The sequence below is a fragment of the Aquiluna sp. KACHI24 genome, from assembly GCF_025997915.1.
Taxonomy (GTDB): Bacteria; Actinomycetota; Actinomycetes; order Actinomycetales; family Microbacteriaceae; genus Aquiluna.
In genome coordinates this window covers 152131-167256 of record NZ_AP026677.1, presented here as the reverse complement: position 1 = coordinate 167256, position 15126 = coordinate 152131, and the positions used below count along the sequence as shown (strand labels likewise).

Sequence of the window (15126 nt, the reverse complement as noted above, 5' to 3'; positions counted from 1 at the left end):
TTAGTCAAAAGTCGAGTAGTAGGTCTACTCGCCCTTTGCCTTCTGAACGATTTCATCCGCGACGTTGCGTGGAACCTCGGCGTAGGTCTCGAAGGTCATCGAGTACACAGCGCGTCCAGAGGTCTTAGAACGCAGGTCACCAACGTAACCGAACATCTCCGACAGTGGCACAAGGGCGCGAACTACCTTCACACCGGATGCGTCATCCATCGACTGAATCTGCCCACGACGAGAGTTCAGGTCACCGATTACGTCACCCATGTATTCCTCAGGGGTACGAACCTCGACCGACATCATCGGCTCAAGCAGAACTGGTTGTGCCATACGAGCGGCCTCCTTGAAGGCCATCGAACCGGCAATCTTGAACGCCATTTCAGACGAGTCAACATCGTGGTATGCACCATCCAAAAGGGTCGCCTTGACACCCACAACTGGGTAGCCGGCTAGAACACCAGAAATCATGGCGTCCTTGATACCGGTGTCTACGGATGGGATGTACTCACGAGGAACGCGACCACCGGTGATGGCGTCGACGAACTCGTAGGTCTTGTCACCCTCGACCTCAAGTGGCTCAAGCTTGATCTGCACCTTAGCGAACTGACCAGAACCACCGGTCTGCTTCTTGTGGGTGTAGTCGTGCTTCTCAACGGTGCGACGAATGGTCTCGCGGTAGGCAACCTGTGGCTTACCTACGTTTGCCTCGACCTTGAACTCACGGCGCATACGGTCTACCAGGATGTCTAGGTGAAGCTCACCCATACCTGAGATAACGGTCTGGCCAGTCTCGTGGTCGTGCTCAACACGGAAGGTTGGGTCCTCTTCGGCTAGCTTCTGAATTGCTAGACCTAGCTTCTCCTGGTCACCCTTGGTCTTTGGCTCAATAGCAACCGAGATCACTGGCTCAGGGAAGGTCATGGACTCAAGAACGATCTGGTGGTCTGGGTCACAAAGGGTGTCACCAGTGGTGGTGTCCTTTAGACCAATGGCCGCGTAGATGTGACCTGCGGTTACCGAGTCAACTGGGTTCTCCTTGTTGGCGTGCATCTGGAATAGCTTTCCGATGCGCTCCTTGCGGCCCTTGGTTGAGTTGATTACCTGGGCACCTGACTCAACTGCACCCGAGTAAACGCGGATGTAGGTCAGACGACCAAAGAATGGGTGAGACATAACCTTGAAGGCCAGAGCAGCAAAAGGCTCCTTTGGATCTGGCTTACGAGTTAGACGCTTCTCCTCATCGCGAGGGTCTCCACCCTCAACGTTTGGAACATCTAGCGGTGATGGCAGGTAGTCAATAACTGCGTCCAGCATTGGCTGAACACCCTTGTTCTTGAAAGCCGAACCACAGAGCACTGGGTACATCAGGGAGTTCACGGTTAGGTGACGAATACCCTGCTTGATTTCAGCAACGGTTAGCTCCTCGCCACCGAAGTACTTCTCCATTAGCTCCTCGGAAGTCTCGGCAACAGCCTCAATTAGCTGTGCACGGTACTCCTCGGCCTTGGCCTGAAGGTCTGCTGGAATTGGCTCGATGTCGTAAGCCTTACCCATCTCTACGTCACCGCGGTAGGTAAGTGCACGCATCTCGACTAGGTCGACAACACCCTGGAAGTCGCTCTCTGAACCGATTGGTAGCTGGATAACTAGTGGCTTAGCACCTAGACGGTCAACGATGGTCTTCACGGTGAAGTAGAAGTCAGCACCGAGCTTGTCCATCTTGTTCACGAAGCAGATACGAGGAACGTTGTACTTGTCAGCCTGGCGCCAAACGGTCTCAGACTGAGGCTCAACACCTTCCTTGCCGTCGAACACAGCAACTGCACCGTCAAGAACACGAAGTGAACGCTCTACCTCAACGGTGAAGTCCACGTGTCCTGGGGTGTCAATGATGTTGATCTGGTTCTTGTTCCAGAAACAGGTGGTTGCAGCCGAGGTAATGGTGATACCGCGCTCCTGCTCCTGCTCCATCCAGTCCATGGTGGCGGCACCATCGTGCACCTCACCGATCTTGTGGGTAATACCGGTGTAGAACAGGATTCGCTCAGTGGTGGTGGTCTTACCGGCGTCGATGTGAGCCATAATGCCGATGTTGCGAACCTTGTTCAGGTCGGTGAGCACGTCTTGTGCCACGGTTGCCTCCGAAGTTTGTTTTTGCTTTTGGATTTGGGGTTTAAGTAGCACATCCGCCACTTCGCCCCTGAGGGCAAAAGGCGGATGTGTGGAAAATTACCAGCGGTAGTGAGCGAAGGCCTTGTTGGACTCTGCCATCTTGTGGGTGTCCTCACGGCGCTTCACAGCTGCACCTAGACCGTTGGAAGCGTCTAGCAGCTCGTTCTGCAGGCGCTCGGTCATGGTCTTCTCGCGACGCTGCTTGGCATACATAACCAACCAACGCATAGCCAAGGTGTTCGCACGGTGGCTCTTTACCTCGACTGGTACCTGGTAGGTCGAACCACCAACACGGCGGGAGCGGACCTCAACGGTTGGACGAATGTTGTCCAGTGCCTTCTTCAAGATTGCTACCGGGTCGTCACCGGTCTTGCGGTTGGTGCCCTCAAGAGCACCGTAGACGATGGCCTCAGCAAGAGACTTCTTGCCGTGCAGCAGGATCTTGTTGATCAGCTGGGAAACAACTGGTGAGCCGTATACCGGGTCGGATACGACTGGGCGCTTGGCTACTGGGCCTTTACGTGGCATTACTTACCCTTCTTTGCGCCGTAGCGGCTGCGAGCCTGCTGGCGGTTCTTAACAGCTTGAGTGTCTAGTGCACCGCGAATGATCTTGTAGCGAACACCAGGTAGGTCCTTCACACGACCACCACGGACTAGCACCATTGAGTGCTCCTGGAGGTTGTGGCCCTCACCTGGAATGTAAGCGGTCACCTCGGTACCGTTTGAAAGCTTGACACGAGCAACCTTGCGAAGCGCAGAGTTTGGCTTCTTAGGGGTGGTGGTGTACACACGGGTGCACACGCCACGCTGCTGTGGGTTTGCCTTCAGTGCCGGTGCCTTGGTCTTTGAGACCTTTGGGCTACGACCCTTGCGAACCAACTGCTGAATTGTTGGCACTATTTCTCCTTATTCGGCTTTCTTCGGCGCGTCAAAAAACGCATAAACCGAAGATTTCTTGACCCCGCCTCAGCGACTAGAGGATCTGGGCCCAATTCGTGTCTTCACACGAACCTTGCCAAGCATACTCGTAGCCGCAGAGGTCGGTCAAATAGTTTTTAGTTGTGGATTACTGCTCGTCCAGTGAGAACGGATCTGCGATTGACAGGCTGAGCTCCTGAGAGTCCAGGTCTGCCGAGTCGTAGGAAGCGTCTGACCAGATACGGTTCGGGTAGCGCTCTGCCTTTGCCTCTTCGGTGCCATCGACCTCGAAGTTGCGGTAGGCAGCAAGACCAGTACCGGCTGGAATTAGCTTTCCAATGATCACGTTTTCCTTTAGACCGACAAGTCTGTCCTCGCGACGGTCCAGAGCTGCCTGAGTTAGAACTCGGGTGGTCTCCTGGAACGATGCTGCGGACAACCATGACTGAGCGGCTAGCGAAGCGCGGGTCATACCCATAACTTCCTGACGAGCAGACGCTGGCTTTAGACCCTTCGATACAGCCTCGCGGTTCTTGGCCGCAAAGCGCTGACGGTCGATGATCTCACCTGGGAGCATGTCGGTGTCACCGGAGTCGATAACGGTTACCTTGTTCAGCATCTGACGAACAATCACCTCAAGGTGCTTGTCGTGTAGCGGAACACCCTGGGAACCATAGATCGCCTGGACACCACGGATGATCTCGGCAGCTGCCTCACGGGCACCCTTGATCATCAATACCTCGTGAGGAATTGGAGTTCCATCAACGATGAACTCTCCAGCCTCAACCATGTCACCCTTCTCGAACAACAGGTCATCTGTTGAGGAGACGGTGGTGATTGGTAGGTATGGGCTTAGCTTCTTGAAGGTCTTGGAAGCAGTACGGCTGAAGGAGTACTGCAGCGCTAGCTGCTCGGCTTCCTTCTCGGCTGCCTCACCCTGTGGGCGGACGTAGACGTCGTAGCTCTTGGTTCCGTTAGCGGAAACCTTCTCTACGATGTCGACCTTTCCGTTCCAGAAGGCCATAACGGCAACCTTGCCAGCCTGACGCCAACCAACACGGGCCTCAAGTAGGTCGGTAACACCGTTTAGACCCTGAGTGATGTCATAGGAGATCAGACGCTCAACACGAACCTTCTGACCACCGATGGACTTCAAAATGGTCTGCTTCTTAGCCTCAGATGCGGCACCACCGGTGTGGAAGGTACGCATGGTTAGCTGAGTTCCAGGCTCACCAATTGACTGAGCAGCGATGATACCGATGGCCTCACCAACAGTTACCTGCTGGTTGGTGGCTAGCGATACGCCGTAGCACTGAGCACAGATACCGGCCTCGGCCTCACAGGTTAGAACCGAGCGGACCATGATGGTCTCGATGCCGGCTTCCTTCAGGCGACGAACGGTACCGTGGTCGATGTTCTCGCCAGCCTTGACTAGGACATCCTTGCCAGCCTTGACATCAACCAGTGATGAACGACCGACGATGGATAGCTCAACCTCGTTCTCGCTCAGTAGGTCCTTCTCTAGACCGCGGGTAGTGCCACAGTCTTCGATCTGGATGATTACGTCCTGAGCGACGTCAACTAGACGACGGGTTAGGTAACCAGCGGCAGCGGTCTTCATCGCGGTGTCAGCGTTACCCTTACGGGCACCGGTGGCGTTGATGAAGTACTCGTGTGGGGTTAGACCCAGTAGGTAGTTACCCTTTACCGGCATCGGAGCAAAGTCACCAGAGGAGGTGGCAACCGGACCACGCATACCCATGATGGAGCGGATCTGTAGCCAGTTACCACGAGCACCAGAGGTAACCATCTTGTAGATGGCGTTGTCGTGCGGGATGGACTCCTGCAGTAGCTTCTGGATCTCGTTGGTCTCCTTGAACCAAAGCTCACCTAGCTCATCGCGACGCTCGAGGTCGGACTTCAGACCGTTGTCGAACGCTTCCTGAATCTTGGTGTGCTGCTTCTCAGCCTTGAGGATGCGGCTTGCACGCTCCTTGTCAAACTCGCCCTTAGGGTCGAAGTTTGCATCGGAGATGGACATCGATACACCAGAGCGAGTTGCCCAGTAGAAACCAGCATCCTTGAGCTTGTCTAGCGCCTGAGCAACCTCAGTGCGGGAGAACATCTCAACTAGGTCAGAAACGATCTGGCCGATCTGCTTCTTACCAACCTGCTGCTCTACGTATGGGTACTTCTCAGGTAGTGCCTCGTTGAACAGTGCACGACCGAAGGTGGTCTCCTTGAGCTCACCCTCGATGCGAATACGGATCTTGGCACCAAGCGCTAGTTCACCTAGGTCATAGGCCATCTGAGCCTCAGCCATCGAGGTGAAGGCACGACCCTCACCCTTGGCTCCGGCCTCTTCGGCGGTTAGGTGGAATAGGCCAATGATCATGTCCTGAGTTGGAGTTGCAACCGGACGACCATCGGATGGCTTCAAGATGTTGTTCGAAGCAAGCATCAAGATGCGAGCCTCGGCCTGAGCCTCTACCGATAGCGGTAGGTGGACTGCCATCTGGTCACCATCGAAGTCAGCGTTGAACGCGGTACATACGAGTGGGTGCAGCTGAATCGCCTTACCTTCAACCAGCACTGGCTCAAACGCCTGGATACCCAGACGGTGCAGAGTCGGTGCACGGTTTAGTAGTACTGGACGTTCGCGGATTACCTCTTCGAGGACTCCCCAAACCTGTGGGCGGGAACGCTCAACCATGCGCTTTGCGCTCTTGATGTTCTGAGCAAGACCCAGATCAACTAGACGCTTCATCACGAATGGCTTGAATAGCTCAAGTGCCATCAGCTTGGGAAGACCACACTGGTGCAGCTTCAGCTGAGGACCAACCACGATTACGGAACGACCGGAGTAGTCAACGCGCTTTCCAAGTAGGTTCTGACGGAAACGACCCTGCTTACCCTTGAGTAGGTCAGAGAGTGACTTCAGTGCACGGTTTCCGGTACCGGTAACTGCACGACCACGACGACCGTTGTCAAACAGTGCGTCTACAGCCTCCTGAAGCATGCGCTTCTCGTTGTTCAGAATGGTCTTTGGAACAGCACCTAGGTCGATGAATCGCTTTAGACGGTTGTTACGGTTGATCACCCTGCGGTAGAGGTCGTTGAGGTCGGAGGTCGCAAAGCGGCCACCGTCTAGCTGAACCATTGGGCGAATCTCTGGTGGTAGTACTGGCAGCACCGAAAGCACCATTGAGGTTGGTGGGGTGCCAGACTGCACGAAGCTGTTTACAACCTTCAGACGCTTGATGGCCTGGGTCTGCTTTGAGCCCTTGGTGGTTGCAATCTCAGCGCGCAGTTCAGCTGCAGCAGCCTCTAGATCGAACGCAGCAAGAACCTGCGTAACAGCCTCAGCACCGATAGCGGTGATGATGTAGTCAGAGAAGTAGTAGTCGAAGTGGTCAAAGACAACGTCGTTTGGAAGTAGCTGTCCAACCTCTGCGGTTAGGAACATCCTCCAAGCCAACTGCTCCTTGTGGAGGTTGGATGGACGCTCTAGACGGGCGTACTCACGAACGATCTTGTCGGTCTTCTTCTTGAAGTCAGACAGCAGCTTCTTGATCTTCTTGGTCTCGTCAGCGGTGCGGACAACAACATCGTCCTGCTCCTCATCGGTCTCCGCAGCCAGGGCACGAGCAGACCAGAATGCGTCAGCATCCTTCTCCTCGGCCATGATTAGCTGCTCGACACTCTTGACGAACTGCTTCTCAACCCAGCGAGGTGCCTCCCAGAACTTGTTGGAGATCTGTAGCTCCAAACCAAGCTCACGAAGCTCGGCGATCTCGGCAGATGCTGCAGCCTCGAACTCCTCATCGCGAGAGTCAACCAGGGCACGAATACGAGATACGTACTCCTCGCGGACTAGGTCGTACTCCCCGAGCTTTAGCTCGTGGTCGATGTCCATGACTCGGTAGGCAGCGAAGTAAATGATCTTCTCGAGATCCTTCGGTGCCATGTTGAGTAGGTAGCCCAGGCGGGATGGAACACCCTTGAAGTACCAGATGTGGGTTACTGGAGCTGCAAGCTCGATGTGGCCCATGCGCTCACGACGAACTGAGGACTTGGTGACCTCTACGCCACAGCGCTCACAAACGATGCCCTTGAATCGGACACGCTTGTACTTACCACAGGAGCACTCCCAGTCCTTGGTAGGACCGAATATCTTCTCGCAGAACAGACCGTCCTTCTCTGGCTTGAGGGTTCGGTAGTTGATGGTCTCTGGCTTCTTAACCTCACCGGATGACCAGGAACGAATGTCCTCGCTGGTTGCAAGACCAACCCGAAGGGCACTGAAGTTTTCTACTTTGACAGACATATTTCTTCTATTTCCTTTTGAAAATTTCGTTTCGGGTTACTGGTAGGTGTTGAAGTCGGTCTCGGCCGAGAGGTTCTCGTTGCGAGAGAGGTTGATGCCGAGCTCTTCTGCTGCTCGGTCGGTCTCAAACTCTTCGTCCTTGAGAACTACTACGCGGCCATCCTCGTCAAGCACCTCAACGTTTAGACCAAGGGACTGCATTTCCTTGGCGAGAACGCGGAAGGACTCTGGAATACCTGGAGCCTGGATGTTGTCACCCTTCACGATTGCCTCGTAGGTGCGAACACGACCAGCGATGTCATCAGACTTGATGGTTAGCAGCTCTTGCAGGGTGTGTGCAGCACCGTATGCCTGTAGTGCCCACACCTCCATCTCACCAAAGCGCTGACCACCGAACTGTGCCTTACCACCCAGTGGCTGCTGGGTAATCATGGAGTAAGGACCGGTGGAACGAGCGTGGATCTTGTCATCAACAAGGTGGTGCAGCTTCAGCATGTACTTCACACCAACTGCGATCGGCTCTGGGAATGGCTCACCGGAGCGGCCATCGAATAGACGTGCCTTACCGGTACCGTCGATTAGACGCTTGCCACTCTCACCAGGGATGGTGTGGTCCAAAAGACCTGCAACCTGGTTCTTGGTAGCACCGTCGAATACTGGGGTTGCAACCTTGGTGCCTGGCTCTGCGGAGTAGAGCTCCTTGGCCATGTCGTCAGCCCACTTGGCAACGCCCTTGACATCCCAACCCTGGCGGCAAGCCCAACCTAGGTGAGACTCAAGCACCTGACCAAAGTTCATACGACCTGGGATACCCAATGGGTTCAGCACGATGTCAACCGGGGTGCCATCCTCCATGAACGGCATGTCCTCGACTGGCAGGATCTTGGCAATAACACCCTTGTTACCGTGGCGACCAGCAAGCTTGTCACCCTCGGTGATCTTGCGCTTCTGAGCGATGTAGACAACTACGCGCTTGTTTACACCAGCACCTAGCTCGTCACCCTGCTCTGCGTCGAAGACCTTGACACCGATAACAGTTCCCTGCTCACCGTGTGGCACCTTCAAAGAGGTGTCGCGAACCTCGCGGCTCTTCTCGTTGAAGATTGCGCGGAGTAGTCGCTCCTCAGCGGAAAGCTCGGTCTCACCCTTAGGGGTTACCTTTCCAACCAAGATGTCGCCTGGGCGAACCTCGGCACCGATGCGGATGATGCCCTGCTCATCTAGCTGAGCAAGTGCCTCAACGGAAATGTTTGGTAGGTCTGAGGTGATCTCCTCTGGGCCCAGCTTGGTGTCACGAGCATCAACCTCGTACTCCTCGATGTGGATTGAGGAGAGCGCATCGTGCTTGACGATCTCCTGAGACAGGATGATCGCGTCTTCAAAGTTGTAACCCTCCCATGGCATGAATGCCACGAGCAGGTTCTTACCCAGTGCCAATTCACCGTTCTCGGTGGATGGACCATCGGCTAGAACTTCACCAAGCTCAACGCGCTGACCAACCTCAACGATTGCGCGCTGGTTGATTGCAGTGCCCTGGTTGGAGCGCTCGAACTTGCGGAGTGAGTAGTTAGAGCGAGAACCATCGTCGTTCATGATGGTGATCGCGTCAGCATCGATCTCCTCGACAACACCGGCAGCATCTGCGGTCACAACTGCTCCCGAGTCGATAGCAGCAATGCGCTCCATACCGGTACCCACGTATGGGCTCTCGGCGCGAAGCAGTGGCACTGCCTGACGCTGCATGTTTGCACCCATCAGAGCACGTGATGAGTCATCGTGCTCAAGGAACGGGATTAGCGAGGTGGAGACAGATGCGAGCTGGCGAGGGGAAACGTCGATGTAGTCAACGTCCTCGGCAGCAACCTCAACCATGTCACCACGGAAACGAGCAAATGCACGTGGCCCAATCAGAGTGCCGTCTTCCTTCACAGGAGTCTCAGCAGCTGCGATGACCTTGCCATCCTCAGAGGCTGCGTCAAGGTAAACAACCTTTGCGGTTACCTTGCCGTTCTTTACCTCGCGGTAAGGGGTCTCAATGAAACCGAAGGTGTTGATGCGGCTGAATGCGGTTAGCGAACCGATTAGACCAATGTTTGGACCTTCAGGAGTCTCAACCGGACACATACGACCGTAGTGAGATGGGTGAACGTCACGAACCTCCATCTGGGCACGCTCACGAGCGATACCACCAGGACCCAGGGCAGACAGACGACGCTTGTGAGCGAGGCCTGCCAGTGGGTTGTTCTGGTCCATGAACTGCGATAGCTGGCTAGCTCCGAAGAACTCCTTGATCGCAGATACAACTGGGCGCAGGTTGATAAGAGTCTGAGGAGTGATCGCCTCGATGTCCTGGGTGGACATGCGCTCGCGAACCACACGCTCCATACGGCTTAGACCAATACGAACCTGGTTCTGGATTAGCTCACCAACCGAGCGAATACGACGGTTAGAGAAGTCGTCGATGTCGTCTGGGCGAACTAGAAGCGAAACCTTCTTGCCATTCATCTTGGTGTTGAACTCAACATTGGTGCTGGCAGCAGGAATGTTGTTTGCCAGAGTCTGGTCAAACAAAAGCAGGTACTTCAAGGTTGCAACGATGTCGCTCAGGGTCAGGGTGGTGACATCTGATGCCTGCTCGATCTGGAGCTTGCGGTTTAGCTTGTGACGACCTACGCGAGCAAGGTTGTAGCGCTTTGACTCGAAGTAGGTGCTTCTTAGCCATGCCTCGGCAACCTCGGCACCGGCAGCCTCGCCGCGGACCTTGCGGTAAACCTCACGAAGAGCGTCTTCCTTGGACAGGATTGGCGAAGCGAATACCTTGGACTCGTCATACTCAAGCGTGCGCTCGATGATGTCCTCGTCGAACTTCAGAGCTAGCGGGTTGCCCTCAACGGCACCCTTGATGTCTGCAAACTCAGCACGGATCTCGTCCTTGGTCATACCAAGGGCCTTCAGGAAGATCGTTGCGGAGACCTTGGTCTTGCGGTCAACCTGCACCTGCAGGATTGGCAGACCAAATCTGGCAGCAGGCTTACGCTCGTCCTTTACCCACTCGGTTAGGAACTCGAGGTAGGAACCGCGGCTTGGAATGATCTGAGCCTTGTTGTTGCGAACGTCGAGGTTACCGGTGGTGTTGGTCGATACCGAGAAGTAGACACCAGGTGAGCGAACCAGCTGAGATACAACAACACGCTCGGTGCCGTTGATGATGAAGGTGCCCTTGCCGGTCATGACTGGGAAGTCACCCATGAACACTGTCTGGCTCTTGATCTCACCGGTTAGGTAGTTGGTGAACTCAGCCTTGATGTATAGCGGCTGGGTGTAGCTCTTACCCTTCTCCTTGCACTCCTCAGGGGTGTAGGGAGGGTCGAAGAGCATTGGCTCTGAGAAGGAAAGGCCCATCTTTGCATCCTGGGCAGCGTTAGCGCTGTCCTCGATTGGGCTGATCTCCTCGAAGACCTCATCAAGACCGGTCTTTGCCTCTGCACCGGCGATTTCACGCCATGCAGGTGCACCGACCAACCAGTCAAAGCTCTCGGTCTGAAGTGAGAGTAAATCTGGGATCTCGATTGGGTCTGGGTGCTTCGCGAATGTTGGTCTCATTGCGGAGCGAGAGTTCTTTGCGGACTTTACGGACTTAGCGTTTTTCGCAGCAGCCAAAGTGAATACCCCTAGGGAATCGTTGATAAGTAGGCGGGAAATTCGCTATCCAAACCACGTAACCGCTATTTGCTACGCGCCAATCGACCGCAATATGACGATGGGCAAAGGTTAGGGAAGCAAACCTCAATCCTAAAGGGTGCGAATTATGCTACGCAACTACTTTTTTCGCTCGATTTTTACTTTTTTGTGACAAAACTCAAACAAAAAAGTCCAGTCTCGACCTGACCAAGTTCTCAAAGCTAGAGACTCGACCATCGCAGGCTTTGAGCTCCAAATAGTCCAAAAACATCGATAGCGATCCATCCTCATGCTCCAAAAGCACGCAAGGCTCGCGCCCTGCCGAAGCGGCAAGTTCTTTATCGGTGCGCTCGTTCATGTGAACCAGACGAAACTCAATACCGAACTCAGTAAGAAGCTGCTTTTCAAGCTTCTTGAATTCAGACTTCTTCTTTATCGGCGAGTGAGTTATGTCACAAAGGTTGCATTCGCGAGCGCCGACCAGGTGACCCAGAACATAGGCAATCTCGCCTACGATTCCGCGGTTGGCTTTGTAGACACCGATTAGGCGCTTATCACTCATGGAGGAGTTGAACCCAAATCCCTCTGCGACACTTCCCCGCTGGTAACTTGTAGACATGAGAATTCTGATTACTGGGGGTGCTGGATTTCTCGGTTCCCACCTAGCCGACAGGCTGATTGAAAAAGGCAACGAAGTCATCGTCGTCGATAACTTCTTCACTGGCTCGAAAAGAAACGTTGAGCACCTGATTGGCAACCCTCGATTTGAACTTATTCGTCACGATGTGACATTCCCACTATTTATCGAAGTTGATGCCATTTATAACTTGGCATCCCCAGCCTCACCTGTTCACTATCAACGGGATCCGGTTCAAACCATCAAGACCAACGTCATCGGCGCTGTAAACATGCTCGGACTAGCTAAACGCCTGAAAGTACCGATCTTCCAGGCCAGCACATCAGAGGTTTATGGAGACCCGGAGGTTCACCCACAGCCTGAGAGCTACTGGGGTCGTGTGAACACCATTGGTCCGCGAGCCTGCTACGACGAAGGTAAGCGAGCAGCGGAAACCCTGTTCTTCGATTACCAGCGCCAACATGGCGTCAAGATCCGGGTCGCACGAATCTTCAACACCTACGGACCGCGCATGGCTGCAGACGATGGCCGGGTTGTGAGTAACTTCATTGTTCAAGCCCTGAGGGGCGAAGACATAACCATCTATGGCGATGGTTCCCAGACGAGATCGTTCTGCTACGTAGATGACCTGGTCGCTGGCTTTATGAAAATGATGGAAAGCGATAAGCCGCTACTCGGTCCAATTAACCTCGGCAACCCGGGCGAGTTCACCATGCTGGAGCTGGCTCAGCAGGTTATCGAGATCACCGGATCGAAGTCTCAGCTAAAGTTCATGCCGCTGCCCCAGGATGATCCAAAGCAACGTCAGCCCGACATCACAAAGGCAAAGGCTGAGCTGGGCTGGGAACCAAAAGTAGACCTGCGAAAGGGTCTTGAAAAGACCATCAATTACTTCAGTACAGTCGTCTAGCTATCTGCGCTTTTTGGCTTTCTTGGAAACGGGCTTCTGAGCAACAACCAGCTTGGGCTTTGAATCTGGCAACAGATTTAGAGATGCGATCAGCATTGCAATTAGAGCTAAAAGTTCAAAGGTAGCGGTGATCCTGGTGTAGCTCGTTCCCAGCCACCATTCCAAGCCACCGGACTGACCAAGAACATAGGTGACCACAGCAACGCCCAAGACGCCCAGGGGGGCCGTAATTGAGGCTATCGAGATTGGCAGTCTGGCGACAAAGCTTTCTCCCTTGCCCAGCATCGCTATCAAAATTGCGCTCAGCAGCGCGAGTAGAACGTAATTCATAGACCTGGGTTGAATGCCGTTTGTGAAGACCAGCTGAAGATTGTTAGCGACCTCCAAATCGCCACTAAACAGAAGCGGAAAGCGCTCGATAACTTCAGCTGTGTGGCCATTGTCTGGCATGCCGACATGATCCTGGAACCAAGACCAGCTAACTCGAACAATTGCAGGGGCAGCGAGTAGCGCAAGCGCTAAATAGTTCTTCTGAATGGCCTGGACCGAAAGCGCCAAAACCAAAACACCTGTTGCAAACCAGAATCCTTCTTGCTTGATGTTTGATGCAAGCAAGAACACTAGGGCTGGCAGCATCAAGTCCTGCCATTTTGAGCTCTTCAGTGACAGAACTAATGCGAATAACAATCCGACTAACGCGGCTTGAAGAGTGTCTTGGTAGCCAGCGTTGTAGTAACCATCGGCCAGGAGGGTAAGTGATGCTACGAAGATAAACGCAATGCCAAGCTTCAACACGAAGTGGGCCTTGGGTGCAAAAGTGTTTGCTAGCACCACTGCAGTCAGCAAACCAACCAGGATGACAAGAACGCCACTGATTCTGCTAGCTAGCCAAAGGTTCTCTGACCCGCCAGTCAGCTGCCAGCTCAATGTCATGAGAGCTGGTCCAGTGAATGGATAATCAGGCCAGTTTCCGGCAGGCAAGAACTGAGCTTCGAGGAAATACTCCGCTGGGCCGTTGAGCCATTTAGCGTGGTGAAACCAAATGCTTCTCGCATCCCAAGCAAGGGGCGCTGGCGTCGAAATCGATGCCATAGCGCTCATCAGCGCAGCAAGCCCCAAAACTCCAACCGAATACAAATCGGATTGGGCGACTTTGAGATTGGCAACGACCCGCTCTCGAACGGGCTTCAAGAAAAACAGAATCAGCTGCAACCCCACGATTATCAGCCAGACGCTCCAAATTGGGACATCAAACAAGATGTGCGTGAAGCCAGCGGCGAGTGCGGCAGCAGTTGCAAGCACTGGGCTCACAATGTAGGCGTTTATGCCGTTAGCAAGAAGCGCCGCGAGCGGGAGAAATGCCAACAAGATTGGAAAGATTACAAGTAAATCAGCCATTCTTCACCACCGTAAAGATGACTCCGCCACAATCCACTTCGTTTACCTTCTCGCCCTCTGGAGCTGGCTCGTTACCAATGTGGACTGTGAAGTCTGCACCCTCGTTCACCAAACGAACTCGTGGGTAAATGAGGTCCTGGACTCTTTGCCTGAGGTAAGAATCAGAATTACCGTCAATCAGGACATCGACTCGGTCCGGGATTACGGACGCAGCTTGATTCACGCACGCCAGGAAGTTCAATTCCCCCTGCTCTTGTTCGGTGACAGGAACCTGAAGTCGAGACAAGGTCTTATCTAGAAACACAAATGGAGAGAAGTTGCCCGCCGCAGGAGTCAATCCAATTACCAAGAGAAGGCTGAGCGCAGCAAGAACTCTTGGGCTCATTTAGGCCTGCTTCGAAAAGAGGTTGTATTTGATGATGCAGTAGATCGCTCTGACGCCATCTTTCCAGCCAATCTTTTTGCCCTCACCGTATGTCCGGCCAGAGTAAGAGATGCCCACCTCATAAATACGCAGATGTTTCTTAGCGATTTTGGCAGTGATCTCGGGCTCGAAGCCAAAACGATTTTCTTCGATGGTGATGGACTGAATTACCTCACGGCGAAAGACCTTGTAACAGGTCTCCATGTCGGTGAGGTTTATGTTGGTGAAGAAATTAGAGAGCATCGTCAAAAACGCATTTCCAACTGAGTGCCAGTAGTAGAGGACGCGATGCGGTTCGCCACCCATAAATCGACTGCCGTAGACCACGTCCGCCTTGCCATCAAGGAGTGGCTTCAAAAGCTTTGGATATTCGTTGGGGTCGTACTCCAGATCGGCGTCCTGGATGATTACGAAATCACCGGTCGCTGCCTGAATTCCAGTGCGCAACGCCGCACCTTTACCCATGTTCTTTTCGTGGAACTTGACTACATCTACTTTGTCTTTCAGCTTGCCAAGAAGTAGATCACGAGTGCCATCAGTAGAAAAGTCATCAACGACGATAATTTCTTTGTCTTTATAAGGCGAGGCGATTACCGCGTCTAGCAGGATTTCGAGTGTGCGGACCTCGTTGTAACAAGGGATAACTACGCTAAGTTTCAAACT

At 53.8% G+C, this 15126-nt stretch carries 10 protein-coding genes; 1 reads left to right on the top strand and 9 read right to left on the bottom strand.

Annotation, left to right across the window (positions count from 1 at the left end):
- Positions 1 to 24: 24 nt before the first annotated feature.
- The 6 genes from fusA to OO713_RS00785 all read right to left on the bottom strand — a co-directional run bounded on the left by fusA (position 25) and on the right by OO713_RS00785 (position 11656).
- Positions 25 to 2127 carry an elongation factor G gene (fusA, locus tag OO713_RS00810; RefSeq protein WP_264785725.1) on the bottom strand — a complete coding sequence of 701 codons (2103 nt, stop codon included), beginning with the start codon at positions 2125 to 2127 and terminating at the stop codon, positions 25 to 27.
- Positions 2128 to 2223: 96 nt separating this feature from the next.
- Complete coding sequence (gene rpsG / locus OO713_RS00805) at positions 2224 to 2694, bottom strand: 30S ribosomal protein S7 (RefSeq protein ID WP_264785724.1); 471 nt, start codon at positions 2692 to 2694, stop codon at positions 2224 to 2226.
- On the bottom strand, positions 2694 to 3065 hold the full coding sequence (rpsL, locus tag OO713_RS00800; RefSeq protein WP_264785723.1) for a 30S ribosomal protein S12: 372 nt from the start codon (positions 3063 to 3065) through the stop codon (positions 2694 to 2696). The genes rpsG and rpsL overlap by 1 nt, the downstream gene beginning before the upstream one ends.
- A gap of 169 nt (positions 3066 to 3234) precedes the next feature.
- Positions 3235 to 7413 (bottom strand): DNA-directed RNA polymerase subunit beta', encoded by a 4179-nt coding sequence (gene rpoC / locus OO713_RS00795; RefSeq protein ID WP_264785722.1) that lies wholly within the window; start codon positions 7411 to 7413, stop codon positions 3235 to 3237.
- A gap of 36 nt (positions 7414 to 7449) precedes the next feature.
- Positions 7450 to 11073, bottom strand: a complete 3624-nt coding sequence (locus OO713_RS00790) for a DNA-directed RNA polymerase subunit beta (RefSeq protein ID WP_264785721.1) — start codon at positions 11071 to 11073, stop codon at positions 7450 to 7452.
- Between the two features lie 199 nt (positions 11074 to 11272).
- Positions 11273 to 11656, bottom strand: a complete 384-nt coding sequence (locus OO713_RS00785) for a hypothetical protein (RefSeq protein WP_264785720.1) — start codon at positions 11654 to 11656, stop codon at positions 11273 to 11275.
- A 55-nt stretch (positions 11657 to 11711) separates the two neighbouring features.
- Between OO713_RS00785 and OO713_RS00780 the strand changes: the two genes are divergently transcribed.
- Complete coding sequence (locus OO713_RS00780) at positions 11712 to 12641, top strand: UDP-glucuronic acid decarboxylase family protein (protein ID WP_264785719.1); 930 nt, start codon at positions 11712 to 11714, stop codon at positions 12639 to 12641.
- On the opposite strand, the gene OO713_RS00775 is transcribed toward OO713_RS00780, so the two are convergent.
- The 3 genes from OO713_RS00775 to OO713_RS00765 are packed head-to-tail and all read right to left on the bottom strand — an operon-like array spanning position 12642 to position 15123.
- Positions 12642 to 14039 carry a hypothetical protein gene (locus OO713_RS00775; RefSeq protein ID WP_264785718.1) on the bottom strand — a complete coding sequence of 466 codons (1398 nt, stop codon included), beginning with the start codon at positions 14037 to 14039 and terminating at the stop codon, positions 12642 to 12644.
- Complete coding sequence (locus OO713_RS00770) at positions 14032 to 14424, bottom strand: hypothetical protein (protein WP_264785717.1); 393 nt, start codon at positions 14422 to 14424, stop codon at positions 14032 to 14034. Before OO713_RS00770 ends, OO713_RS00775 begins: the two co-directional genes overlap by 8 nt.
- Complete coding sequence (locus tag OO713_RS00765; protein ID WP_264785716.1) at positions 14425 to 15123, bottom strand: glycosyltransferase family 2 protein; 699 nt, start codon at positions 15121 to 15123, stop codon at positions 14425 to 14427.
- Positions 15124 to 15126 lie beyond the last annotated feature (3 nt).

What these genes read in the sequence shown, in the direction of transcription:
- OO713_RS00775 (WP_264785718.1), bottom strand. Translation starts at nt 14,039, where the DNA reads ATGGCTGATTTACTTGTAATCTTTCCAATCTTGTTGGCATTTCTCCCG.
- OO713_RS00785 (WP_264785720.1), bottom strand. Translation starts at nt 11,656, where the DNA reads ATGAGTGATAAGCGCCTAATCGGTGTCTACAAAGCCAACCGCGGAATC.
- rpoC (WP_264785722.1), bottom strand. Translation starts at nt 7,413, where the DNA reads ATGTCTGTCAAAGTAGAAAACTTCAGTGCCCTTCGGGTTGGTCTTGCA.
- rpsG (WP_264785724.1), bottom strand. Translation starts at nt 2,694, where the DNA reads ATGCCACGTAAAGGCCCAGTAGCCAAGCGCCCAGTCGTATCCGACCCG.
- OO713_RS00780 (WP_264785719.1), top strand. Translation starts at nt 11,712, where the DNA reads ATGAGAATTCTGATTACTGGGGGTGCTGGATTTCTCGGTTCCCACCTA.
- OO713_RS00770 (WP_264785717.1), bottom strand. Translation starts at nt 14,424, where the DNA reads ATGAGCCCAAGAGTTCTTGCTGCGCTCAGCCTTCTCTTGGTAATTGGA.